This is a genomic window from Sulfitobacter sp. F26169L (genome assembly GCF_026410285.1).
GTDB lineage: Bacteria > Pseudomonadota > Alphaproteobacteria > Rhodobacterales > Rhodobacteraceae > Sulfitobacter.
In genome coordinates, this window is the sequence record NZ_JAPMLP010000001.1 from 368277 (window position 1) to 392922 (window position 24646).

The window sequence follows — 24646 nt, forward strand, 5'->3', positions numbered from 1 at the left end:
GCGTAGTGGCACACTTAAACCCCGTTCCGGTCTCCAACAAGGGCGGTCTTAGGTGTTATCCTCCTCCTCTTCTTCCTCTTCGATCAGAACCAGATCACCACGGTTTTCCATATCGCGGATTGCAGCAACCACGGCCGACATAGCCTCATCTGCTGCTGCGGGTTTGATCTTGCCTGCTTCTGCCATCTCCTCGCGCAGTTGGTCGGCCATGCGGCCGGACATGTTTTCAAGGATAAAATCCCGCTGCATCGCGAAACCGGCGGCCTCTGCGCCTGCGATTGCGGTCAGCAGGGTTGCCGCATCCACTTCGCGCAGTACGCGGGGAACATCGCGCGGTGAAATACGTTCGGGGATATTGCCAAAGGTAAAGATCGCTTTGCGCACGGCACTGGCAAGCACCTGATCACTTTCGTCAAGGCCGCTTAGCACATCGTCGCGCGTGGGGGTGGAGGAGGAATTGAGGATCGCGCCCAGCCTTTCAACAGCGCCAGACATGAACGCAGGCACTTTCTGCTCGTCCAGTTGGGCCGCAAGCGACAGGCCGATACGATCAACAGCGTCAGGGGTGACATCACTGGTGAGCGAGATCGCGTAGGTGATCCGCCGCGCATCCGGGCCTGACAAGCGGCCCAGCAAGCCGGCTGCAACAGGCACATCAAGTTTCGAAAGTAAAACAGCGGCAACTTCGGTGCTTTCGGCTTTCAGAATTTTCACCAGATCATCGGCGGGCAGCGCGCGCAGCCGCTTCCAAGGGTCACCCGCCGCGCGCACGCCCGCTTCCTTGCGCAGTCGTGCAGCCGTCTCGCGCCCGATCCGCCCCTCAAGCGCGTCAAGTGCCCCTGCAATTCCGCCCGGAAACGACAGGCCAATTGATTCCAGCGCTTCGGTGAACTCTTCGACAACGGCGGCAAGCGTGACACGGTCCACCACCCGCATTGCGCCCATCTGCTGTGTCAACTGGGCCTGCAACTCGGGCGGCAGATCTTCCAGCGCGATGTCCGCCCCCTCGTTGATCAGCAGGCGCACAACGATGGCTGCTTTTGCGCGCTTGCTCAGGTTGGGTTGCGGAACAATGCGCGGCATGGACGCCGCAGAACCGGAAGCGGGGAGGGTGGATACTACATTCATCAGCGCCGATCTTTCACAAAATGGAATGATCAACCTATCGCGCGAAATGATGAAAAAATGCTAAAGCGCCTTTGACAAACGGGGCTGCCAGATAATCCGCATCTCTGCTTACCAGTTAAACGTCTGCCCCGTTGCAATTGCTGTACGCAAGGAAGCTTCGGCCCAAGTGCCGGTACCGCCATGGGACCGGATTGCGCGCAACTGTTTCAGCGCCGCCGAAATATCGCCATCTTCTACCAGCCCCTGACCCATGTAGGATCGTGCAAGTATATTAGCCGGATTTTGCGCCAGCGCGCGGCTGTAATAGAGGTTTGCTGCCGCTACATTGCCCGTTTTCCGATGGGTGAATCCCAAATAGGTCAGCGTGCGATCATCGTTCGCGGGCATCTGGGCAAGCAATGTTTGGGCATCCTCGTAACGCTCGACATAGGCCAGCGCACGTACCTGCTGGTATAGGGAATCTGTATCCAGGCTGTGCCCGTTGGAACTGACACAAGATTTGGTCTTTTTATCGTAAACAAAGCCGCTTTCACATTTCGGCTTTTTGGGCGGCGCTGTTTCGTCACTTGCGGCGAAGGCCGATAGGGGAAGGAAAATTGACAGGGCGGCCGCAAGAAAAATACGCATCACAAATGCTCCGATAAGATAATGTATCCAATGCACTCAATTTAGCGCGTGATGACGCGTGGTAAAGAAAATAGCGCCGCACGGGCCATCACGATTATTTTTTGACTGTCGCGGTTGTCAGGCTGAGACGGCAATACAGCTGTGGCTTGCCGAATCGTAAACAGTGCCTTCGGCGCAAGACATCGCTTGTTTGCCGTAGCTGCATCCGGCAGCAAAGCTAATGCTCGGCAGCAGGATCAACGCAATTGTAGAAAGTGCAATCTTCATTTTCATGTCTATCACTCCTTTTGATACATTACGCATGGTAAAGCAAATCGGCGCGATTTCAAAAGAAATCGCGCCGTACGTAATCTCGCCGCGTTTGGTGTTGAGCTATTGAGAATTGGCCAGAGCGCTTTGATCAGTCGCCGAACACCCGCTTGAAGATCGTGTCAACATGCTTGGTGTGATAACCCATATCGAATTTTTCCTCGATCTCGTCAGCACTTAGCGCGGCGCGCACTTCATCATCCGCCAACAGTTCGGTTTTGAAATCCTTACCATGTTCCCAGACTTTCATCGCGTTGCGTTGCACCAGCTTGTAGCTGTCTTCGCGGCTGACGCCTGCTTGGGTCAGCGCCAGCAATACACGCTGTGACATGACAAGGCCGCTGAATTTGTTCATATTGGCCAGCATGTTGTCAGGGTAAATCAGCATATTGTCGATAACGCCGGTCAGGCGGTGCAGCGCGAAATCGAGGGTGATGGTGGTATCCGGCCCGATCGCCCGCTCAACCGAGGAGTGCGAAATGTCGCGCTCGTGCCAGAGGGTCACGTTTTCCATCGCGGGGATCACCGCCATGCGGATGATGCGTGCAAGACCCGTCAGGTTTTCCGTCAGCACGGGGTTTTTCTTGTGCGGCATCGCCGACGAACCCTTCTGCCCGGCCGAGAAAAACTCCGCTCCTTCCAGCACTTCGGTGCGTTGCATGTGGCGCACTTCGGTTGCTACATTTTCAATGGAACTGGCGATAACACCCAGCGTGGCAAAGAACGCGGCGTGACGGTCACGCGGGATCACCTGGGTGCTGATCGGTTCGGGCGTGAGGCCCAGCTTTTCGCACACGTGTTCTTCTACAGCAGGGTCGATATTGGCAAACGTCCCTACCGCGCCTGAAATCGCACCGGTGGCGATTTCTGCACGCGCTGTTTTCAGACGGGTCAGGTTGCGGTCCATTTCGGCGTAAAAGCGCGCGAATGTCAGGCCCATGGTGGTGGGTTCGGCGTGGATGCCATGGCTGCGCCCCACGCGCAGGGTGTCTTTATGCTCAAGCGCGCGGCGCTTAAGGGCAGCAAGTAGCAGCTCCATATCCGCGATCAGAATGTCGGCGGCGCGGGTCAGCTGCACGTTGAAACACGTATCTAACACATCCGATGATGTCATGCCTTGATGCACAAACCGCGCTTCGTCACTGCCCACATGTTCGGCCAGATGGGTCAGGAACGCGATGACGTCATGTTTGGTCACCGCTTCGATTTCGTCAATGCGCGCCACATCGAACTCGACGTCTTTCGCCTTCCACACGGCTTCGGCGTTTTCGCGCGGGATCACCCCGATGTCGGCCATTGCGTCACAGGCATGCGCCTCGATCTCGTACCAGATGCGGAATTTCGTGGCAGGTGACCAGATGGAGACCATTTCAGGGCGGGAGTAGCGGGGGATCATTGCAATACCTTTTTGTGACTATGCAGGAAACGTCTGTTCAAGGGACACGGGCGCAATAGACCGTGGCGCGCCGAAGAACAAGGCGCACACAATGTTTGTGCGCCTTTTGCGGCAGGCCCGCGGCCGCCCTTGAATGCAGCCGCGCCATCACTCCGCCAGCGTTGTCTCGACCTTGGAGGTCCGTTCAAGCGTGCGGTGGACAGGGCATCGATCTGCGATTTCCAGCAGTCGCGCGCGTTGCTCGGCGGTCAGTTCGGCACCGGCGATGGTGATAATCCGCTTAAAGCTGTCGATTTTTTCCTTTGCCCCTGTTGCCGCGTCTTGGGCATGCACCTTGTCGTGGCTCACATCTACCTGCACATGCTCCAGCGGCCATTCCTTGCGCCGGGCATACATGCGGATTGTCATGGATGTACAAGCACCAAGGCTGGCGGACAAAAACCCGTAGGGCGACATGCCCATGTTTGTCCCGCCATAGGCCAGCGGTTCATCCGCCAGCAGGTGGATATGGCTGCCTGATGTGATGTCTTGCAAATATCCGCTGCGGTCGGCTTCTGACACACGCACTATGCCTTCGGGCGCGCCCGCAGGGGGGGCGGGGAGGGGGCGTTTGATATAGCGCGAAGCCCATGCTGCGATTATCTCGGCCGCATATTCCGCATCTTCGGCGCGGCTGATCAAGTGGTTAGCACTATCGAGCGATACGAAACTTTTCGGATGTTTCTTGGCAATAAAAATCTGCGTGGCGCTGTCGATGCTTACCGTGTCGTCAAGCGGGGCATGCATTACAAGAAGGGCAGCTTTCAGCGACCCGAGCACCTGCGTCAGTTCTACGCTTCCGGTATCCTCGATAAAAGACTTCCCGATGGAAAAGGGCCGGCCGCCTAACGTCACTTCGGCAGAGCCCTTTTCTTCAATTTCCGGCAAAGCATCTGAAAAGTGGTGCGTCACATGGGACGGATCAAAGGGGGCGGCGATGGTTACAACGGCTTTTATCCCGTCGAGCATTCCCGCGGCTTTGATCACAGCAGCACCGCCCAGCGAATGGCCGATTAACATACTGGGGGGCATACCCTCTTTCGTTGCCCAAGATGCAGCAGCCACCAGATCATCAACGTTGCTGGTAAACGAAGTGTTCGAAAACTCGCCTTCAGAATGGCCCAAGCCTGTGAAATCAAACCGCAGCACGGCAATGCCCATAGCGGCCAGACGCGCAGCGATACGACGCGCGGCGGGAATATCCTTACCACAGGTAAAGCAGTGGGCAAATATCGCCGTCGCAAGATGCGGACCTGATGGCAGGTCAAGACGCGCGGCAAGTTGCGATCCGTCGTGACCGGGGAAAGTAATACGCTTGGCAGCCATGAAATTCTCCTATGATAGAGTATGGCACCAAGTTGGCGTATGACGGCATCAGGTACAAGACCGTGACACCGGCTTCACACCGACGTGACACAGTGTTTGCGCCGGATGCGCGCGCAGCGTAACTGTTTCGCGAAGCCCGATGAAAGAACAGCAATAGCGGAGTGCGCGCAATGGCCCCCAACGATCTCGATAAACTTCACCCTGCGACCATCGCAGCACAGGCAGCGGGTATGCTGGATGATGCCACAGGCGGTGTTGTGCCACCGATCCACCCCGCCACAACATTTGTGCGCGACGAATCCTATGTGCCCGCCGTCGATGGCAATATCTATGCCCGTTCCCATGCGCCCAATGGCCGGATGGTTGAAAAGGTGCTTGCCCAACTGGAAGGCGCAGCCGAAGCGATGGTGTTCCCCTCCGGCATGGCGGCAGTGGCGGCTGTGTTTCGGGCGCTTCCCGCAGGGGCGTGCGTGCTGGTGCAAAGCCAGATCTATTGGGGCACTACCGCGTGGATACGTGATTTCTGCACCCGCCGCGGGATCACTCTTGTGGAGGTTGAGGCAGCAGATACAGAAGCATTCACCGCGGCTTGCGCGGCGCATAAACCTGCTCTTGCGTGGGTTGAAACGCCGTCAAACCCGTGGTTGCGCATCGTTGACATCAGCGCATGTGCGGATGCTGTGCATCGCGCGGGAGGGCTGCTGGTTGCGGATATGACCACCTCTACCCCCGTTCTGACGCGTGCGTTGTCATTTGGTGCGGATATTGCCATGCATTCCGCCACCAAGGGGTTGAACGGCCATTCCGATGTGCTCGCCGGTGCGCTGTCATCCGCGAATGCTGACTCAGCGTTTTGGCAGGCAATTCGCACAGACCGCGACACTGCCGGCGCGGTTCTGGGCCCGTTCGAGGCATGGTTGCTGTTACGCGGTATGCGCACCCTGCCGCTTCGGGTGGAGCGGATGTCGACAAATGCCCAAAAACTGGCCGAATACCTCCGCGATCATCCCCGCGTAGATACCGTCCTCTATCCGGGGTTGCCGGATCACACGGGACACGCCCTTGCCTGTGCGCAGATGCAAGGCGGGTTCGGGCCGCTGCTTTCTTTTGTGGTGAAAGGTGGAGCCGAGGCCGCGCTGGACGCGGTTGCGCGGTTGCAACTGTTTCACCGTGCGACATCACTTGGCGGGGTGGAAAGCCTTGTCGAGCATCGCCACACAATCGAGCAGCATACAGGCATTCCCGAAGGTCTGTTGCGTCTTTCTGTCGGGATAGAGAACGCTGATGATCTGATAGATGATCTCGGTCAGGCCCTAGGCCAGTAAAAGGCACGATAACACGCCGACGAACCGGACGTGTATCTCCTCCGAATGCATCCTGGGGCGCGTGTGATCACGCAGCCCTGATGCGATTGCGGACAGATCTGCCAAATTTTCGACGATCATTGTCTTATCAATTACATAGATTTGACCAATTTTGGTGCGAGCATGACTAAAGTTCATTCGCGGCACTGCTTTTTGGGGATCTTGGAAAATGCCAACGACGTTTAACGTTATTAGCCTTGGCAATCAGGTAAACATCGATCCGACTGAAGGTAATAATACCGCCGAGAATGCCAGTGCCTTGACCGGCCTGACGTTTGGCACACTTTTCGATCCCCTTTGGGAAAGTGTCCGGTCGTTCTCACCTGGGACCGGCGGATATTCCGGCGGCACCAGCACTGCCTATGATCAGAACAATTCAGTCTCGAGCGAAAGGTTTCGCATTGATGGAGGGCCGAATCAGACTTTTGACAGCTCTGCGATATATAATGCAACCATCACCTATACAGACGGCAGTACCGCCAACATTTCCGCAGTCGTTTTCCAGGATACGGCAGGAAATACATATCTCGCGCCGGAGTTTTCAGCGAATAGTGACCAGACTGCGCTAGAAGCGGGCGCAATCCGGACACTGACGTTGAACAGTTTGGCCGGTAATGTGTATTCGGGCATGTCCGGCTCCCGTCAGACAAGCAATTTTGCAGTCTGTTTCGCGCAAGGAACGCTGATCCGTACTCCTGAAGGTGACGTCGCTGTAGAAAAGCTTTCTGCGGGCGATCTGGTTGAAACTGTCGACAATGGCCCACAGGCAATACGCTGGATCGGTGGGCGTACTTCGCTTGCGGTAGCCTCATACGCGCCTATTTCATTTGAAAAGGGATCGCTGGGTAACGGCATGCCCCGTCAGCGGCTTTTGGTATCGCGTCAGCATAGGATGTTGGTGAACTCTGCAGTTTCTCGCCGGATGTTTGGTGAAAGTGAAACATTAATCGCCGCGAACAAGCTGGTTGGCTTGGCTGGCGTTGAAACAGTAACCGACTTTGGATTTGTGACGTATTGGCATTTTATGTGCGACAAGCACGAAATTGTTTTCGCAAATGACGCACCTGCGGAAACTCTGTATTTGGGGGCGCAGGCACGCCGAAGTCTAAGTGATGTGGCTCTGAACGAGATTATCGGATTATACCCCGAGCTGCTTTGCGCTAACCACGAGATGCAAAGTGCGCGCGCCCTTCCATCCAGCAAACGCCAACGAAATTTTACACGACGGTTGATAGAAAATAACAAAAAGCCGATTGAAATTGGCTGTTAACCGGAAAATTTATGGCAACGATGGAATTGAAGTCAGAACGCGGAGCAAGTCCGGAGTTCTGGTGCAAACGTTAGCCGCGAAAATATAACAGACGATATTTGAAGGCGTTCTTGCAGATTTAAAACGCCCAGCAACAACACATGCGAAAATGGTCTTTGCGAATACGCAAAAATTACTCTGCTAATCCGATATACGAGGCTGACACTAGGCTCCCATTAGCGCCGGATCAAACGGGAATTTTGTCAGGTTTTCGAACCCGTCTTCGGTGATCAATACCTGATCTTCCAGCTTTATCGAAAAATCACCACCTTCGGGGCTGACCAGTGCCTCGACGCACAGCACCATGCCTTCTTGCAGCGGATAGTCATATGCCCCCTCAACCGCGTGATCGGGGTAGGCAACAAGGGGCCATTCATCACACAGACCGACACCATGCATCAGACAGCCGTATTTCTGCGCCTGAAACTGTGCATCCAGCACATGGGTGTTGGCGGAGAGTTCGGGGATCATCACACCGGGTTTCAGCATCTGCATGTTCTGCCTGATATGGTCGACCGCGTGCTGCATGGCATAAATCATATCGGGGCGGGGCGGCTGATCACCAATCCACCAACTGCGCGAAATATCGACACAAATGCCGTAGCTGCCGACCAAGTCGGTATCAAAGCTGATGATTTCGTTGTTTTGCGTGATGCGCGGGCCGCATTCCTGAAACCAAGGGTTTGTGCGCGGACCGGAGGTGAGCAGCCGTGTCTCGATCCATTCGCCACCACGGCGGATATTTTCGGCGTGCATCACTGCCCAGATATCATCTTCGCTGGTCTGCCCGAGTGGCACATTTGCGCGGGCAAATTCCTCCATCAGCCGGACAGAGGTTTCGCAGGCATGGCTGGCGCAGCGCATTGCCAAAATTTCATCGGGACCTTTGATGCTGCGCGATTTCTCGGTGACCTCCTCACCATCCATCACCTCAAATCCGGCACGTTCCAGCGCGCGCAGGCCGTGCAGCATCACCTTGTCCACGGCCAGCCGCATTTCGCCGCCACCATGCGCGATAATCAAATCCCTGATTTCACCCGCTAAATTATCCGCAGCCACCCCCACCTTGTCACCCCGGTCAAAATAGAACAGATCCGCGCCGGAGCGTTGTTCACGCACCAATGGATTGAATTCGCTCAGAAAAGGTGAGTTTTTATAGTCCCACATGACCATGTAGCCATCGGCGCACAGCAGCACCGCCCGAAACGGATTATGCGTGTTCCAAAGCTGCATATTGGTGCTGTCGGTTGCGTAACGGATATTGAGCGGATCAAACATCAGCAAACCGCCATAGCGGCGATCCACGATATGCTGCGTCAATCTCTCCCACCGGTAGCGGCGCATTTTGCCCAGATCGGGCAGCACCAGTCCTGCCGCCTCCCACTCGCGAAAGGCCAGTTGCGTTGGCCCGATTTCGACGCGATCCGCATCATTGGGCGAGCCGTCGGGCAGGGTTGCGCCACGTGCCGGATCAATCTTGCGGGTTTCGCGATAATGCTGGTTCATCCACTGGCTCCTGCGTACCCCGTCAGCGTGGTGAAAAATCGCAGTTCCGCTTTGCAAAATGCGACACGATCTGGTGTCGCATTTTGCCGCTAATCATCACCGGTGTCTGGCTGAGGGGGGACAAAGCGCGATAGCGCCCGACAGACGCCGCTGCCGGACGCACTGTGTCTATTCTGGCCGGATCACCATATGCGGTTGCCCGTCGGAAGTTTTTTGCGGCGATTCACCACGTGCATTTACGGTGGTGCTGATCTGCTGGCGCAGCGAGGTGAAGTGCGCGGATGTAACCACATCCACCGCATTATCGAAACGCACCGTCAGCGACCAAAACCCAGACGAGGCAAGGCGCGCGGCCTTGATAACGCCGTTAAACGGATGCCCCAGATAGCGCCCTGTTGCCCGCTGGCCGGGATACCATTGCGGCGTTGATGTAGCTGCTCTGGCCGCCAGAGTATTCCAGTCGCGCGCGCCCCACTGGTGGGCAACTGTTTCAAGTGCTGCCGCATGGGTCAGTTCCGTGCCATGGGTGCGCATTTGCGCGCGCAGGCGTTTTGCCTGTGCCTTAAGCACATCGCGGGAAGGTATTTGTGTCATGTCCATCACTCCAATTGCGTGTGTCAAAGGTGCCCGCGTTGCCTGAGGACCACGTATCGGTGTGGTTGAGGACTTGGAAATGTATTGACAGGACTTCACCGGAATGCGGACGGCAGGGGCCTGACCCTTGATCTGCAAATAGGATGAGGATGCCCGCAACGCAAGACCCCGACCGCATCGGGCCGGGGTCTGTGGTATTCCGGTTCCGGTCAGACCGGTTTAACTGTCGATCTTTGCGCCCATGATCGCAATGGCCTGCTGATACACCGTGGCCGCGTTCCATTGTTTGATCACGTTAAAGTTGGGCTGGCCTTGCTGGTATCCCTGTCCCGGCTTCCAGCCTTTCTTGCGCAGGAAATTGGCGGTCGAAGCCATAGCATCGGTGAGGTTGTACAGATCAACGCGACCATCGCCGTTGCCGTCCACCCCGTAGCGCAACGCGTTGCCCGGCAGGAACTGGGTGTGACCCAACTCACCGTGTTTCGCACCCTTGGTGTTGCTGGTGATCGACCCGCGGTCCACCAACATCAACGCGCCAATTGCGTGGGGTACAAAGAACGCCGAGCGGCGGCAATCATAGGCCAGAGTGGTGATCGCGGAGACCACTTTGGAACTGCCCATAAACCCGCCAAATCCGGTTTCCATGCCGTGAATTGCCAGTAAAACACCGGCAGGCACGCCGTATTGACGCTCTAGCGAGCTGTAGAACCCCGCGTTGCTTGCCTTGCGTTTGCGGCCCTGACTAACGATCGTATTTGCGCCCCGCACGCTCATGAATTTTTCAAGCGAATATTTGAAGGATTTCTGGTTCCGATCCGCCTGAATGGTCGCTGTGGCGTATTGGGCATTTGCCAAGGCTTCAAGACCGCGCTGCTTGACGCCCGCCTTCTGCGCTTCGGCGGCAAAGGCGTTTTTCCATGCGCCAAAACCGCCCGCGTTGTTACCGCATTGGGCGGCAATGGCAGGCGCGGCAAGACTGGCCGAAAGGGCTAATGAAATCGCAATGGTTTTTATCGAACGCATGGGTGTCTACCTCTGGTGATGTTTGCACGCAGGTTAAACGACCTTGGGGCGGTTGCAAGAGCATAGCATCTGATGAGCAAGCCCGCGCTAAAAGATGGCTGTGGATATGGCCATTAAAAAAGCAAAGGCGCCCCGTGTGACAGGGCGCCTCTTTGTTAACTACAACTGCCCGTGATCAGCAGCTGTAATACATGCCGAATTCTACAGGGTGGGGTGTCTGCTCGAATTTGTGAACCTCGTCCATTTTCAAGGTGATATAGCCCTGAACCTGATCACGCGTGAACACATCACCCGCCAGCAGGTAATCCATATCTTTTTCCAGCTCGTCCAACGCTTCGCGCAGGCTGCCGCAAACGGTGGGGATACCGGCCAGTTCTTCGGCTGGCAAATCATAGAGGTTCTTGTCCATGGCTTCGCCGGGATCGATCTTGTTCTTGATCCCGTCAAGGCCGGCCATCAACAGCGCTGCAAAGCACAGGTAGGGGTTGGCCGCCGGATCGGGGAAACGCGCCTCGACACGTTTGGCTTTCGGGCTTTCCGTCCATGGGATACGCACACAGCCCGAACGGTTGCGCGCGGAATAGGCGCGCAGAACGGGCGCTTCGAAACCGGGCACCAAACGTTTGTAGCTATTGGTAGTCGGGTTGGTAAACGCGTTGAGCGATTTCGCGTGGGACAGGATGCCGCCGATGAAATACAGCGCCTCTTGCGACAAATCGGCATACTTATCACCCGCAAACAACGGCTTGCCATCTTTCCAGATCGACATGTTTACGTGCATCCCCGAGCCGTTATCGCCGTAAATCGGCTTTGGCATAAAGGTGGCAGATTTACCGTAGGCATGGGCCACATTGTGAATGATATATTTAAACTTCTGCAACTCGTCCGCCTGCTCGGTGAGCGAGCCGAAGATCAGGCCCAGTTCATGCTGGCAGGAGCCGACTTCGTGGTGATGCTTGTCCACTTTCATGCCCAACCGCTTCATTGTCGAGAGCATTTCGCCGCGCAGGTCTTGGGCCTCGTCAATGGGGTTCACAGGGAAGTACCCGCCTTTAAGGCCGGGACGGTGGCCCATATTGCCCATCTCGTAGTCCGTGTCGGTGTTCCAGGATCCGTCCGATGCATCGACTTCGTAAGACACCTTGTTGATCGTATTGGAAAACTTGACGTTGTCGAACAGAAAGAACTCGGCTTCAGGTCCGAAATACGCAGCATCACCGATGCCGGAGGATTTCAGATATGCTTCGGCTTTTTGCGCTGTCCCGCGCGGGTCCCGCTCATAAGGCTCGTTTGTGTCCGGTTCTACGATCGAGCAGTGAATGCAGATCGTTTTTTCGGCGTAGAAGGGATCGATATAGGCGGTGGATACATCGGGCATCAGCTTCATGTCCGACGATTCAATGGACTTCCAACCGGCAATCGACGATCCGTCAAACATAAACCCTTCTTCAAGGAAATCCTCGTCTACCAGATCGTTGACAAGGGTTACGTGCTGCACGGTGCCGCGTGTGTCTGTAAAACGGATATCGACGTAATCGATTTCTTCGTCCTTGATCCGTTTCAACAGGTCTGCATTGCTGCTCATGATGATGTCCTTTTATATTTCGTATGGTTTTAAAGAGCGTCTGAACCGGCCTCACCGGTGCGGATGCGAATGGTTTGTTCTACAGGGCTAACGAAAATCTTGCCGTCACCGATTTTTCCGGTCTTTGCCGCATTTACAATAGCTTCTATGGCCGCATCGACCTGATCATCGTCAAGTACGATTTCGACTTTCACTTTCGGTAGGAAATCAACAACATACTCAGCACCGCGGTACAGTTCCGTATGGCCTTTCTGGCGACCGAAACCTTTGACCTCAATGACAGAGAGGCCCTGAACTCCGACATCCTGAAGCGCTTCCTTCACCTCGTCGAGCTTGAATGGTTTGATGATCGCTTCGATCTTTTTCACCGCCGTGACTCCCTGTGGTTCGTTTCATCGAACACATGTCATTGTGGCCAACAGGAAATCCAGTCAGATCGGGTTGCGGTTGATCGAGTGGCGACAATTAACCATCTAGTTGCATGATTTTTGTGCGCACTGATTAATTATTAGGCGAAATTGAAACGGTGTGCTCTTGCCGGCCGGTTAGGACGAACAGAAGGGGGCGATTGCCTGCCTCACAGCAAGAAAGGCCCCGAAAACATTCGGAGCCTTGGGTCTAGACAAGGGGAGGGGGGATCAGGCGGCGTGCAAAACCTGTCCGCGCGCGCGCGCGCCGTCAGCGGTGCTGACTTCAAGCCCGTCTGCATAGAGAATATGCGGCCCGTCACAGAATATCTGAACCAGTGTTTGCTCTTGCATACCCAAATCGCGAATGAATTCGCCATCAACCAGCGTACGTGCGGCCACCAAAGCGCGGTCAGCGCCGAACATGGCCTGCGCGCGCCAGTCGCGTATCAGGCACATCTGATCACCGGCGAGAACCGCATCACGCTCGGGGCGGGTATGACCTAGCGATCCGGCTGCAAGTGCAATAGTATGCACGGTGCGGGTTGTGCGCTGGATGTGTTCCACCTTCGCGATGCCGCTGTCACGTGTAATGATTTTATCACCGACGGTCAAAAATTCGACAGGCATTTCGCCTTCGAGTGTCAGTAACATGGTGCCTTGCAGCAGTCCCGTATCACGGGATGCGTAAGGCGCGTATTGGCCCGTTTGTGGATTTACACCACCAACGCGCCCGACCGTTTTCGGTTTCATGGGCGTCTCTCTTCTTGTCTAAACCTACCTCAGGTTATTCATTAGAATATGACAAAAAGAAGTTAATGTCTTGCCCTTTTTGAGGGAGGGCGCAGATAATTAACGGAAACTTTGATATTTTAACAAGCGCATCATCGCGTCTGATTGCTATCGCATTATTCAGGTCCGGTGTTCACAGTGAATTGCGGATAGCTGCGCAATCCCTGAAAACGGTACTCTCTCCGCATCAGACGATCCAGAAATCACCAGAAGGGTAAAGTTTGTTGATCTACGCGGAATAACCCTGAACCCTGCTCCTTTAGCGACATATTTTTGAGCAGCGCAGAAATGGGTGGCGGAACATCCATTGACTTCACTGTCGCCCCCAGTATGTAAGGCGACATGCGGGTGTGGCGGAATTGGTAGACGCACCAGATTTAGGTTCTGGCGCCTATGGCGTGGGGGTTCGAGTCCCTTCACCCGCACCACTCTTTCCCCTTGAAGTTAAACGATTAAGCGCCAAATAGGTCTATCTATTGCGCCGGTTTAATTCGATGCTTTGGAGGCTATACGCCGTTCGGGCGCTGGCAACTTCATTGCAGGTGGCGCATACCTGACGGCATTGATTCCCATGGACAGATTTATGATGAAGCAGGGCAAAACGGACGGGGCGCTGACGGTTATCGGGTGGCATGAATGTATCAGCCTTCCCGAACTCGGCCTAAAGGATTTCGCGGTAAAGGTGGATACCGGTGCCAAGACAACTGCCTTGCATGCGGATGACATCGAAACCTTTTTCAAGGGAGATATCGAATGGGTCCGCTTTCGCAGCCCCCGAATTGCGGGCACCCCCGCGCGCATCTGTGAGTTTGAGGTATTCACAAACCGTGACATCACAAACACCAGCGGCCAGCCCCAGACGCGCATAGTGATCCGCACGCCTATGATACTGGCAGGGCGGAAATGGAAGATCGACATTTCCCTGACCGACCGTGGCACGATGCGCTTTCCGCTCATTCTGGGGCGGCGCGCGCTGCGCCGTCACAATATCGCGGTTCACCCCGGTAAATCCTATCTGGTGAGCACAAAACCCAATCTTGAAGGATAAAAACCATGAAAATGGCAATGCTTGCGCGAAACCCTGATTTATACACCCACAAGCGCCTGAAAGAAGCGGCAGAGGCGCGGGGCCATAGGCTGGACATCATCAACACGTTGCGTTGCTACATGAACATCGCATCGCGCCGACCCGAAGTGTATTACAACGGCGAAAAGCTGGAGGGGTACGAGGCGATCATTCCGCGCATCGGCGCATCGGTTACTTTTTACGGTATGGCGGTGCTGCGCCAGTTCGAGATGCAAGGCGTCTATCCGCTGAACGAAAGCGTGGCGATCGGGCGGTCGCGCGACAAGCTGCGTTCGATGCAGCTGTTGGCGCGTGACGGTATCGGCTTGCCCGTAACAACATTTGCCCATGACCCCAAACAGACCGACGAGGTGCTGGAGCTTGCCGGAGGTGCGCCTGTGGTGATCAAGTTGTTAGAGGGCACCCAGGGGATCGGGGTGGTGCTGGCCGATACAAGGCGATCTGCCAAATCGGTTGTCGAAGCGTTTCGCGGTGCCGGTGTGAACATCCTGCTGCAGGAATTCATCAAAGAGGCAGGCGGCACCGACATCCGCGCGATTGTGGTCGGTGGCAAGGTAGTTGCGGCGATGAAGCGGACCGGGGCAGAGGGCGATTTCCGTTCGAACCTGCATCGTGGCGGGTCCGCCGAGGTGATCAAACTGTCACCCGAGGAACGCTCGACCGCTGTACGCTCTGCCAAGGCGATGGGGCTGAACGTGTGCGGTGTGGACATGCTGCGCGCCAATCACGGTCCTGTGGTGATGGAGGTAAACTCCTCTCCCGGACTTGAAGGTGTTGAAAAAGCAACCGGTCTGGATATCGCGGGCAAGATCATCGAATATATCGAAAAGAACGCAAAACCCAACGCGACCAAGACAAAAGGCAAAGGATGACCAAACGCCCCGATTTCGTGCTTGCGGGAACACCGGTTCCCGCTGGCAGCCGCAAAACGGTGAATATCCCCGTAAGCACCCTGTCTGATCACACGCCTGTCACCTTGTCTGCGCATGTGATCCACGGGCGCGGGGACGGGCCGGTGATGTTTGTCAGCGCCGGCATTCACGGTGACGAGGTGATCGGAGTCGAGATTGTGCGCAGGCTCCTGCGTGCCAAAAATCTGAAATCGCTCAAGGGCACGCTGATCATTGTGCCGATTGTGAACACTTTCGGTTTCCTGAACCATTCTCGTTATTTGCCGGACCGTCGCGATCTTAATCGCTGCTTTCCCGGCTCGTCCAACGGCTCGCTCGGCTCGCGGCTGGCGCATATCTTTCTCAACGATATCGTGTCGCTTTGTTCTCTCGGGATTGATCTGCACTCGGCTGCGGTTCACCGGATGAACCTGCCGCAAATCCGCGTATCGGCGAATAATACCGAAACCATGCGGCTGGCTCATGTGTTCGGTGCGCCCGTCATCCTGACCAGTGCCTTGCGCGATGGCAGTTTGCGCCAGGAAGCCAAGAAGATCGGTGTGGATGTGCTGCTGTACGAAGCGGGCGAAGGCATGCGTTTTGACGAAATGTCGGTGCGCGCCGGTCTGGCGGGCATTTTGCGGGTGATCAAGGAAAAGGGAATGCTCCCCTCTGCCGGAATTGCTGCGCCGCGCGCAAAATCGCTGGTGTGTTCAAACAGCAATTGGTTGCGTGCCCCTGTGGGCGGATTGTTGCGCCTGTTCAAGGCGGAAGGGGATGTCGTTGAAAAGGGGGATATTGTCGCTGCGATATCCGACCCCTTCGGAGATGCGGAAATAGAAGTCGTCACCCGCAACAGCGGCATCATTGTCGGGCGTGCCGTTATGCCGATTGTGCATGAAGGTGATGCGCTGTTTCACATCGCGGCGGTAAAATCATCCGGTGCTGCGGAAGCGGCGGTTGACGATCTGGCCAGCCAGTTGGAAGAGGCACCGCTGTTTGACGAAGACGAAATCATCTAGTCCTGTAGCTATGTGCCTGACGATGGGCCGTCCGCGCCACTACCTGAACGCGAACCTGCTCCGTTTCGTCAACAATACCAAAAAGAATGGCTAGTTTGCTTGAAAATCGGTGCCAAAGTCATTTTTCCGACACATTTTTCAAGAAGATAGTAGTTTGTAGTTTGGCTAATACAGGTGGGTTTCGAGATGATGCGTTTTGCAATTTCCGGCTTTTTCATGGTCTTTTGTGTAGCAGCGTTAAAAACCGCTCTGGTGGTCACTTTCATTCTTGATCCGGCCTATGCCGGTATTGCCACCACATCAGGTTTGTTTGCGCTGTTCTTTGCGCTGACAAGCGGTGTGGCGTATCTGTGCTTTACCCAAGTGAAATCGTACATGGACGGCCAGCATAAAAAGCGCCTTGCTCCCGGAGAAGGGACACCGGCGGCCAAGGAAAGCGTGATCGCGCGCTATGCGCCGGACTGGGGTTTGTCGCGCGCTGAAGCAGATGTCGCGATTTTTGTCGCGAAAGGCTTTTCGAACAGCGAGGTTGCAGAGATGCGCGGTTGCGCTATTGCGACTGTGAAATCGCAGCTTGGGAGCATTTATCAGAAATCGGGGCTGGGGTCGCGATACCAGCTTATTTCCTTTGTAACAGATGAAGTTTGCGCCATGGCGAATGAAATTGATGACGGGGCGGGGGCGCGTAGAGGTACTGTTGAAACTCGCAGCATCCTTCCACTGTCCGGTCGTGCAAAGTTTCGCGAACAGGCCGAAATGGAAGCCTAAGATATACCATTCATTGTTAAGGCGGGCCGATATCGGCCCGATTTTTTTGTGTGTAATGGATGCGCGCGATCATTGTACCAGCCTGACAAGTTCGCAGTGATGGCCGGTCAACGCCAGCTCTCCCTCACCCAGACGCACGCCAACACCGTCGAGCGTGGTATCAAGAACCGCGTCCAGAGGCGCGGTAAGGGCGGCCAATAGTTGAGCGGGAAGGGCGGCCAGCACGGTGCCCAGCACCGGCGCAGCAACCGCCGAAATCAGCCCTTCCTGGCCGGGTTTCACGCGAATCTCCGTATTGGCCGGAGACAGCAGGCTAGAAACACCAGAGGACAGCAGATTACCCGAACCGAAGTGTTTTGTCGTCTGACCAGCAGCGATCTCGCTGTGGGTAAAGCTGATCGTGTCAGTCTGCGATGCGCCAAGCGACACGTTCGAGCGCGCCTGTAGAGTAATTCCGGGTATGACGATCTCGGTTAGCAGCAGTTCGATCCGTATGCTGATGTCCATAAAGTCAGCAAAGCCGAGGTCTGAGGGCATGATCGGCCCATTGGCGAATGTATCCTCGTCCAATTTCCCCAGATAAAGGGACGCAACCGAGGCTCCGTTACGCGGATTTTGCGTCGAGAACCGCGCAGCGGTGGCAGTCGGGTCTGAGGCGTTGCAATTTATTTCTTCCAGAGTGGCGGATGCCCCTGCAACCTCCAAATAAAGCGGCAGGTTCAGGCTGGTCACAGATACACCAACCCCAAGATCTCCCAGGAGATCGGGTGCAAGCGTAATCTCGTTTTGGAGCCTTATTGCCGCGCGGTGCAATTGCACATCTTCTTCGCCCATCGCAATCCAGCCCGAATGTGCAGGCGGGTCGCCCATGGCGAGGCGGGTCGTCACCGAGGTGACACCGGGCACGGCGACATTGAGGCCCAGACTGGCGGGGTTGTCGTATCCGTTTGCGCTGGCCACCGCGTTGATCACATCCAGCGCTGACAAATCTATTTCAGATGCGAACTCCACCGCCGTCAGCCCGAGCGCGCTGTCAATACCACCGATTATTGCCGAGACGGGCAAGTCTGGTGTTCCTGTGTCGGGAATGATCGCCCCCAAAACACCTGCTGCCCCCGATGGCAGCAGGGTTTGCAACGCGCCCAGAACTTCCCCCGCGCTTGCTTGCTCGTCCAGAATTGCCGCAGGATTGCGAGCGGCGTTGCCGGTGATCTGGCGCAGGCCTGCCAGCAAATCACCTATATTGACATTAATATCCGACAAAAGCTGGATCTCGCCCACACTCAGCATGACAGGTGTGCCCAGAACATCCGACAAGACTGCATTGAGCGCGGTGCGATCCAGCCGCAGCACATTGCTGTCCAGTGAAAAGCTGGCGGCACCTGTGCGAATCGCGGTCGAGGTGCGCGTCAGCCCCAAACTGTCCTGATCGGCAAAGATTTTTGCGAAATGCAGCGGTGTTGTGTCTTTTACCGTGACGGACACCGCATTGATGCGCGCATCACCTGCTGGCAGTGTAGTGAAGCGGTCTTCGCGCGCGATGGCGGGATTGCGCAGAAACCTGCCCGTCTGCAAAATGGTCAGCGTATCACCGGACCTGTTGTTTTGTTCCAGCGTATCGGTCGCGCGTGTGGTGGCGTTAGCAATGTTTGCAACACTGCTCATCGCGGCAAGATCACTGTCTGCCTGTAGCTTTGCCCGCTCGCGGTAAAGTGAGGCCACGTCGACGCCAAGCGCGACAAAACCGATCAGCATGACCAGCAGAAGCGACACGATGACGGCAACTGCACCGCGCTCGTCGTGCGCAAAGGACGCGGGATATCTGGGATTAATAGGCAATGTATGCACTTTCCCTGATGTCTGCGATGTTCATCCGCAACAGGCTGTTCGCTACATCGAGAATTGTTCCGTCGACTGTGTAGGTGACATTGACTGTCATCGCAGGCGGATTTGACGAACTGGTGACAATCTCGGGCGTGATAGAAGATTGCACGAGCAGCGGATAGGTCGTGCTGGCCTGCGCCAGATAGTCCGTGGCCAGCTCGCGGCGTTCGCGCATGTCCAGCCCCGCAACCGAGGCGCGAGCCGCATCGCTTGCAAGCTGCGCCACTGAATGGCTGACGCCGATGAAATACCCGGTCACAATGATGCCAAACACAAGAGCGAATAGCAAAGGTGCGATCAGCACAAATTCAACCGCGACCGCGCCGGATTGCCCGCGTCGGAAGCTGGCAATGTGTCTGAGAGGGTTAAGAGCCATATCGCGTCTCACCCTCCGGCTATGATGTTGTCAAACACGCTCAGCCCCGCAGGTCCGACAAGCACCACAAAGACCGCAGGCATGATACAGAAGATCAGTGGGAGCGTCATAAGTACGGGCAGGCGGGCCGCCTTTTCCTCGATCGCCATCAAACGATTGCCGCGCTGTTCGATAATCAGCGTGCGCATGGCGCGCGAAAACGGGGTGCCGTAGCGGTCAGACTGGTCCAGTGTTTGTGTGAATACGCCAACTTCAGGCAGCGGGACGCGGGTGTTAAGCTTTTCATATGCGCCGCGGAAATCGTTGGTCATCGACATCTCCGACACCATTTGCAGAAGCTCTCGGGCCAGTTCGGGATGCGCAAGGGACATCTCGTGCGCGACCCGTTGCAGCGCGGGCTGCGGGCCAAGCCCCGCTTCGGAGGTAATTACGATCAGTTCCAGCATGTCGGGAAAACTGGCGCGGATACGGTCCAAGCGCTGCTTGCGGCGCATCCCGACAAAATAATCTACCCCCTTTGAAAGGGCCAGTGCTGATGCGATTACAATCGCCATGAGGATGACCATATCAACCCCGAAAGCTGTAGTGAGAGCAACGCGGATGGTTCCAACAATCAACGCGGCCAGCGGCAGGACCGTTTTCAGGAACGCATAGATCAACAGCGCATCACGGCTGCGGTATCCGGCCGAGGAAAGCTCGGCCGCTGTTTCGCGCGCTTCGCCACCCAGAACCACCGACAGACGCTGCCCGACCGTGATAACAATATGGCGTAGCTTGGCGGTAAAGTTTGAGATTACACCGCGTGACGGGGCCACGCCTGCGCCGCGCCGCGCCTGCGTGCTGCCATTGGCGCGGCGCAGACGCGCGGTGCGCTGGCTGCGCTGGCGTTCAGAATGCAGCAAAGCGGTAAGTGCCAGCATTGCTGTGCTAATCCCCACAAAGGCGAGCCAGAAAACCTGCAAAAGACCATCAGACATCAAGCTTTCCCATCCGCATCATAATGAAAATTCCTACGCCGATACTGGTGAGCGCGCCCAGTGACATGATCTGCCCTCTGGGATCGGTATAGAGCGGTTCAAGATACGCAGCGTTCAGCACCGCCAGCAGCAGGGTCACGGCAAACGGCAGCGATGCCAGAATGAACGCACTTGCACGGGCTTCTGACGACAATGCGCGGGCTTTTTTGCGCAGCTTGCGACGTTCGCGCAGCTGGTTGGCAAGGTTCTCCATAGTTTCGATCAGGTTACCGCCTGTTTCAGCTTGAAGCGCGGTCGAGACAGCAAAGAATGTGACTTCGGGAACCGGTAAACGCGCGCTGAGCCGCTCAAGGCTTTCGGGCAGGGACGTGCCCATGCGCACTTCGTCATGGCAGCGGGTGAATTCACGCAGGATGGGGCCTTTGGAATTATCAACAACAATTGCCATCGAATCCATTACGGGACGGCCCGCGCGCAGACCTCGCGCAAAAATATCCAGCGCCTCTGGCAGATCGGCTGAAAAGGCGGCCCTGTACCGGTTTTGCGCGATGTTTAGGATGCTGATGATCGAACCGGCTACTGCAATCGCGCTCACCGGCAGGGCAAGCAATGGATGGATGTGTAACACGAGCACCAAAAGGGCATAGACCGCCAAAAGGGCAATTCCCGCCTGGGTTAAAACCTCGCCCACGCCGAAACGCAAACTGGTCTGGTCAAGCTGCCGTTCAATGAACGCCACGCAACGTTCGACACGGTTGCTTGGGCGGGTCATTGCGCGCTTTTTGCCTTTCAGCTTGATGGGGGCTGCCTTTTCCTGCTGGCTTGCGCCGCGGTTCAAGCGTGCAATATGGCGGCGGCGCTGACGGTCTGCGATGATGAAACCACACAACAACAATGCAGCATTCACGACAAAACCTGCGGCCAGAAGAAGGGTAATCAGCGACATCCGGATCAGCCCCCCAGTATCGCATCAAGTTCATCGGAAACGCCGTAATCTGCGGCGCGGCTTGCAAATTTCGGACGGTAACCGGAAAAAACATGTTCTCCGGTCACTTTTGCGCGGGTGCTTTCGGGATCGGTGCGAAATGAAAACAGCTCCTGTAGGGTGATTACATCACCAGAGATGCCTGCAATTTCCGAAATCGAGGTGACCCGCCGCTTGCCATCGCGCATACGCGACACCTGAACAATCAGATGTACTGCGTCGGCAAGCTGTCGACGTACCACGCCTCCTCCAGGAGCGAACCCTGCCAGTGCTGCCATGCTTTCCACGCGGGTCAGCGCCTCGGCGGGGGTGTTAGCGTGAAGCGTACTCATGGAGCCGTCGTGACCGGTATTCATCGCCTGAAGCAGATCCAGCACCTCGTCGCCGCGCACCTCACCGATGATGATACGATCAGGACGCATGCGCAGTGCGTTGCGCACCAATGTGCGCATCGTGATTTCGCCCGCACCTTCCACATTTGGCGGACGGGTTTCAAAACGCACGACATGGCTTTGTTGAAAACGCAATTCGGCGGCGTCTTCGATTGTGACAATCCGCTCGCCTTCCGGAATAAACGCCGACATCGCGTTCATCAGCGTCGTCTTTCCCGATCCTGTCCCCCCGGACACCAGCACATTCAGTCGCAGATAGGCCGCAAGCGCCAGAAAACGGCTCATCTGTGAGGTCATGCTGCCGCCGGCTACAAGAGCATCAAGTTTGACGGGAGCGGACGGGAATTTACGAATGGTAATTGTCGGCCCGTCGATCGCCAAAGGTGGCACCGTGATATTGACGCGGCTGCCGTCACTCAGGCGGGCATCCACCATCGGTTGGGACTCATCAATGCGGCGACCCACAGCCGCTGCGATCCGGCTGGCCACTGCGAACACATGGGCATTGTCACGAAACCTGATGCCCGTCAGTTCCAGTTTGCCACCGCGTTCGACATAAATTTTTTCGGCGCCGTTCACCATAATATCGGTAATCCGGTCATCGGCCAGAAGTGCTTCAAGCGGCCCAAGACCTAACATATCCGCCAGAACGGCGGTAACCAGTTCGGATATTTCCCGCCCGTTCAGATGCAACTTGTTCTGCGCAGACAGCGCCTCGATACCACTGCGGATCAGGCTCTCCTGTTCACTACGCGGCTTTGATGCCAGTTCGGTGAAATCGAGGAATTCCAGAAGCGATCGCACAACCTCGTTGGCAAGCGTGAGCATTTTCATCGAGGGGGCGCTGGCGGGCGCGGTCTTAACTACCGGCTCGCTCTGCGGAGTTTGCAGCGGGGCTTGTTTCTTCAGCTCGGGGGCAGGCGTTTTGACTGCCTTCTGCGGTGTCATGTCCGGCGCCGGTACGTCCGGTGCTGCGTTCACATTCTGCGGCTCAAGTTCAGCAATGGCTTGGGTCAGGATCTGGCGTTGCAAGGCAAGGGGCCACAAGAATTCGCCCTGTTCCACGACATAAGACACTGCAGCATTCGCCCGATCGGATGCCGAGTATCCGGCGGCATCTATCTGCTGTGCGATTTCCACAACCTGTCGCACTGCGTCACGAAGGGACGGTTGGTTGACGTGCAGAGTCATACTGTTGCCCTCCTAAAAATGCGGCGTTTGGATTTCGGCGAGGGGTGCGCGCGTGGAACTGCTCCGGCTGCGCTGTCCCAAATGGCGCGGGTCGCCTTGGCGTGGGGGCTGCGCGGCTGGGTTTCCAGCAGCGGTTTGGCGGCGCGGTGCGCTTTGCGGATCGCCGCCCCGCTATCAGGGATCACCGCAGCCAGATCCCGCCCTATGGCTTTGCTTATATCCTTGGCCGACAGTTTTGCATCTTGGCGGAATTCGGACAGGACAGGCAGGATATTCAAATCCGGCGCTTGGGATTTCAGAAGTGCGATCATCCGGCTGGCAACATTCACACCGGCGTATCCTGCGGGGATCACAAGCACCAGCGCGTCAAGTTCATTGGCAAAGTGCGGCTGTCGCAACAATGCAGCGCGCGGTAGATCCACAACCAGCGCTTCAAATCCGTTCTTCATAGAGCGGACCAGTTGCGCAAACGCCACCTCCAGTTCGTCGGTGTCCTGGCTGATGTGCGCCTGCTGGGAGTACAGCATCAAACGTTCGTTTAGAGGCTCCATCGTGGCGCTCAGAAATGTTTCGTCCACGCGGTCGGGGGAGGATAATGCCTCGGTCAAGCCGGGTGTGTCTTTGCGGTCCAGATCTATCGCCTGCGAGCCAAAGCGCAGATCTGCGTCAACCAGTGCAGTGCGCAGTTTAGCACCCGTCATGGATGCGCTGTGATATGCCAGACTTTGGGCGAGAAGGCTGGCGCCGACACCGCCGTTGCAGCCCGTCACCGCGATGCAAAGACCGTCGGTGCGGCGGATTTCGGTATCAGGCCGCGATGCGGTCGCGGCCGATGTTTGCCGCTGCGCCGCCGCTTCGGTGTACGCCGCAATGATTTCATCATCGCTGGCGGGAAAGGCAAAATATTCAGTGGCGCCGGCCGTGCGCAAAGCGCGGTAGGTGGCAAGATCGGGCTTGTCGCCCAGCACGACAAGTATCGCGCCGCTTTGCGCCAGTTCGCGCACACATTCGCATGCTGCATCCAATGACATATTGCCCATTTCGGTAAGGATCATCTGGGCCAAGGGCGCGCCAGTACAGATACGCGCCGCACCGCCCAGCCCGCCCCCGTGCATGGCAGCGTTATCCCCAGACAATTGCGCCCCGACATCACGCGCAACTTCCGCACCTTGATCGGTGCAGACATAGGCGGCGAATGGATCAACCGCTACGGTGCCAGAGGATGAGTGGGTCATTGGGAATGTGCCTTGGGAAATGGGTATGGGGACGCAGATGGGCATGTGCATGCGGCAACAGGTGCCGCATGCACGACGGATTAACCGGCTGGGGCTTCTTCGCCGCCTGCACCTTCAATGGTTGTGCCAACACTATCGAACTTGTTGTTTGTCTTGGTTCCCAGTGACCCAGCACCAACTACAATCACAGCACCAACAAGAGCCACCATCAGGGCGTATTCAATAGCGGTTGCGCCGTCTTCGTCTTTTGCAAAAGTTCTCAGGGCAGCGTTCAGGGCTTTGCGAGTATAGGACATGTTGTTTTCTTTCTTCGGGTTGTGAGGATCGGAAGTGATCCGGGGGAATTAGTGGATCGGAAGTGATCCGGTATGGGCTACTAATTGTCAGAAAGTTCGTCCGGAGAATATCCGTCTCTGGTGTGAAATCGCTGCTAT

At 56.3% G+C, this 24646-nt stretch carries 24 protein-coding genes and 1 tRNA gene; 7 read left to right on the forward strand and 18 right to left on the reverse strand.

Annotated elements, in window-relative coordinates; all coding sequences use genetic code 11:
* Positions 1-48: 48 nt before the first annotated feature.
* The 5 genes from OS189_RS01700 to OS189_RS01720 all read right to left on the reverse strand — a co-directional run bounded on the left by OS189_RS01700 (position 49) and on the right by OS189_RS01720 (position 4825).
* Positions 49-1128, reverse strand: coding sequence for a flagellar motor switch protein FliG (locus tag OS189_RS01700; protein WP_267165546.1), 1080 nt, complete (start codon positions 1126-1128; stop codon positions 49-51).
* 108 nt (positions 1129-1236) lie between these two features.
* Positions 1237-1755: a tetratricopeptide repeat protein gene (locus OS189_RS01705; protein ID WP_267165547.1), complete on the reverse strand. Its 519-nt coding sequence runs from the start codon at positions 1753-1755 to the stop codon at positions 1237-1239.
* 117 nt (positions 1756-1872) lie between these two features.
* Positions 1873-2028 carry a hypothetical protein gene (locus OS189_RS01710; RefSeq protein WP_267165548.1) on the reverse strand — a complete coding sequence of 52 codons (156 nt, stop codon included), beginning with the start codon at positions 2026-2028 and terminating at the stop codon, positions 1873-1875.
* Positions 2029-2155: 127 nt separating this feature from the next.
* Entirely contained in the window at positions 2156-3460 is a 1305-nt protein-coding gene (purB, locus tag OS189_RS01715; protein ID WP_267165549.1) for an adenylosuccinate lyase, read from the reverse strand.
* A 147-nt stretch (positions 3461-3607) separates the two neighbouring features.
* Positions 3608-4825 carry a bifunctional alpha/beta hydrolase/OsmC family protein gene (locus tag OS189_RS01720; RefSeq protein ID WP_267165550.1) on the reverse strand — a complete coding sequence of 406 codons (1218 nt, stop codon included), beginning with the start codon at positions 4823-4825 and terminating at the stop codon, positions 3608-3610.
* 170 nt (positions 4826-4995) lie between these two features.
* Here OS189_RS01720 and OS189_RS01725 point away from each other — a divergent pair, with 170 nt between their 5' ends.
* Complete coding sequence (locus OS189_RS01725) at positions 4996-6150, forward strand: trans-sulfuration enzyme family protein (protein ID WP_267165551.1); 1155 nt, start codon at positions 4996-4998, stop codon at positions 6148-6150.
* A 208-nt stretch (positions 6151-6358) separates the two neighbouring features.
* A complete protein-coding gene (locus tag OS189_RS01730) occupies positions 6359-7459 on the forward strand; it encodes a Hint domain-containing protein (RefSeq protein WP_267165552.1) in 1101 nt (366 codons plus the stop codon).
* A gap of 204 nt (positions 7460-7663) precedes the next feature.
* Here OS189_RS01730 and dddP read toward each other — a convergent pair whose 3' ends face one another.
* The 6 genes from dddP to OS189_RS01760 all read right to left on the reverse strand — a co-directional run bounded on the left by dddP (position 7664) and on the right by OS189_RS01760 (position 13366).
* On the reverse strand, positions 7664-9004 hold the full coding sequence (dddP, locus tag OS189_RS01735) for a dimethylsulfonioproprionate lyase DddP (protein WP_267165553.1): 1341 nt from the start codon (positions 9002-9004) through the stop codon (positions 7664-7666).
* A gap of 168 nt (positions 9005-9172) precedes the next feature.
* On the reverse strand, positions 9173-9598 hold the full coding sequence (locus tag OS189_RS01740; RefSeq protein ID WP_267165554.1) for a glyoxalase superfamily protein: 426 nt from the start codon (positions 9596-9598) through the stop codon (positions 9173-9175).
* Positions 9599-9817: 219 nt separating this feature from the next.
* Positions 9818-10621: a lytic murein transglycosylase gene (locus OS189_RS01745; RefSeq protein WP_267165555.1), complete on the reverse strand. Its 804-nt coding sequence runs from the start codon at positions 10619-10621 to the stop codon at positions 9818-9820.
* 175 nt (positions 10622-10796) lie between these two features.
* The gene (glnA, locus tag OS189_RS01750; protein WP_267165556.1) at positions 10797-12206 is read right to left on the reverse strand and encodes a type I glutamate--ammonia ligase; all 1410 of its coding nucleotides are present in this window, start codon (positions 12204-12206) and stop codon (positions 10797-10799) included.
* Positions 12207-12235: 29 nt separating this feature from the next.
* Positions 12236-12574 carry a P-II family nitrogen regulator gene (locus tag OS189_RS01755; protein ID WP_267165557.1) on the reverse strand — a complete coding sequence of 113 codons (339 nt, stop codon included), beginning with the start codon at positions 12572-12574 and terminating at the stop codon, positions 12236-12238.
* 270 nt (positions 12575-12844) lie between these two features.
* Complete coding sequence (locus OS189_RS01760; RefSeq protein WP_267165558.1) at positions 12845-13366, reverse strand: Hint domain-containing protein; 522 nt, start codon at positions 13364-13366, stop codon at positions 12845-12847.
* Positions 13367-13749: 383 nt separating this feature from the next.
* Between OS189_RS01760 and OS189_RS01765 the strand changes: the two genes are divergently transcribed.
* The 5 genes from OS189_RS01765 to OS189_RS01785 all read left to right on the forward strand — a co-directional run bounded on the left by OS189_RS01765 (position 13750) and on the right by OS189_RS01785 (position 17172).
* Positions 13750-13833: transfer RNA gene (locus OS189_RS01765), tRNA-Leu, on the forward strand.
* 143 nt (positions 13834-13976) lie between these two features.
* Positions 13977-14453, forward strand: a complete 477-nt coding sequence (locus OS189_RS01770; protein ID WP_267165559.1) for an ATP-dependent zinc protease family protein — start codon at positions 13977-13979, stop codon at positions 14451-14453.
* Positions 14454-14458: 5 nt separating this feature from the next.
* Entirely contained in the window at positions 14459-15364 is a 906-nt protein-coding gene (gene rimK / locus OS189_RS01775) for a 30S ribosomal protein S6--L-glutamate ligase (protein WP_267165560.1), read from the forward strand.
* On the forward strand, positions 15361-16404 hold the full coding sequence (locus tag OS189_RS01780; protein WP_267165561.1) for a succinylglutamate desuccinylase/aspartoacylase family protein: 1044 nt from the start codon (positions 15361-15363) through the stop codon (positions 16402-16404). The genes rimK and OS189_RS01780 overlap by 4 nt, the downstream gene beginning before the upstream one ends.
* 186 nt (positions 16405-16590) lie before the next feature.
* On the forward strand, positions 16591-17172 hold the full coding sequence (locus OS189_RS01785) for a helix-turn-helix transcriptional regulator (RefSeq protein WP_267165562.1): 582 nt from the start codon (positions 16591-16593) through the stop codon (positions 17170-17172).
* Positions 17173-17241: 69 nt separating this feature from the next.
* On the opposite strand, the gene OS189_RS01790 is transcribed toward OS189_RS01785, so the two are convergent.
* The 7 genes from OS189_RS01790 to OS189_RS01820 all read right to left on the reverse strand — a co-directional run bounded on the left by OS189_RS01790 (position 17242) and on the right by OS189_RS01820 (position 24508).
* Complete coding sequence (locus tag OS189_RS01790) at positions 17242-19020, reverse strand: pilus assembly protein TadG-related protein (protein WP_267165563.1); 1779 nt, start codon at positions 19018-19020, stop codon at positions 17242-17244.
* Positions 19001-19432, reverse strand: a complete 432-nt coding sequence (locus OS189_RS01795; RefSeq protein ID WP_267165564.1) for a TadE/TadG family type IV pilus assembly protein — start codon at positions 19430-19432, stop codon at positions 19001-19003. The genes OS189_RS01790 and OS189_RS01795 overlap by 20 nt, the downstream gene beginning before the upstream one ends.
* An 8-nt stretch (positions 19433-19440) precedes the next feature.
* Positions 19441-20409 carry a type II secretion system F family protein gene (locus tag OS189_RS01800; protein ID WP_267165565.1) on the reverse strand — a complete coding sequence of 323 codons (969 nt, stop codon included), beginning with the start codon at positions 20407-20409 and terminating at the stop codon, positions 19441-19443.
* Complete coding sequence (locus tag OS189_RS01805; protein ID WP_267165566.1) at positions 20402-21355, reverse strand: type II secretion system F family protein; 954 nt, start codon at positions 21353-21355, stop codon at positions 20402-20404. The genes OS189_RS01800 and OS189_RS01805 overlap by 8 nt, the downstream gene beginning before the upstream one ends.
* A gap of 5 nt (positions 21356-21360) precedes the next feature.
* Positions 21361-22977, reverse strand: a complete 1617-nt coding sequence (locus OS189_RS01810; RefSeq protein ID WP_267165567.1) for a TadA family conjugal transfer-associated ATPase — start codon at positions 22975-22977, stop codon at positions 21361-21363.
* Positions 22974-24212: a CpaE/TadZ family protein gene (locus tag OS189_RS01815; RefSeq protein ID WP_267165568.1), complete on the reverse strand. Its 1239-nt coding sequence runs from the start codon at positions 24210-24212 to the stop codon at positions 22974-22976. Before OS189_RS01815 ends, OS189_RS01810 begins: the two co-directional genes overlap by 4 nt.
* Before the next feature lie 80 nt (positions 24213-24292).
* Positions 24293-24508 (reverse strand): Flp family type IVb pilin, encoded by a 216-nt coding sequence (locus tag OS189_RS01820; RefSeq protein WP_267165569.1) that lies wholly within the window; start codon positions 24506-24508, stop codon positions 24293-24295.
* Positions 24509-24646 lie beyond the last annotated feature (138 nt).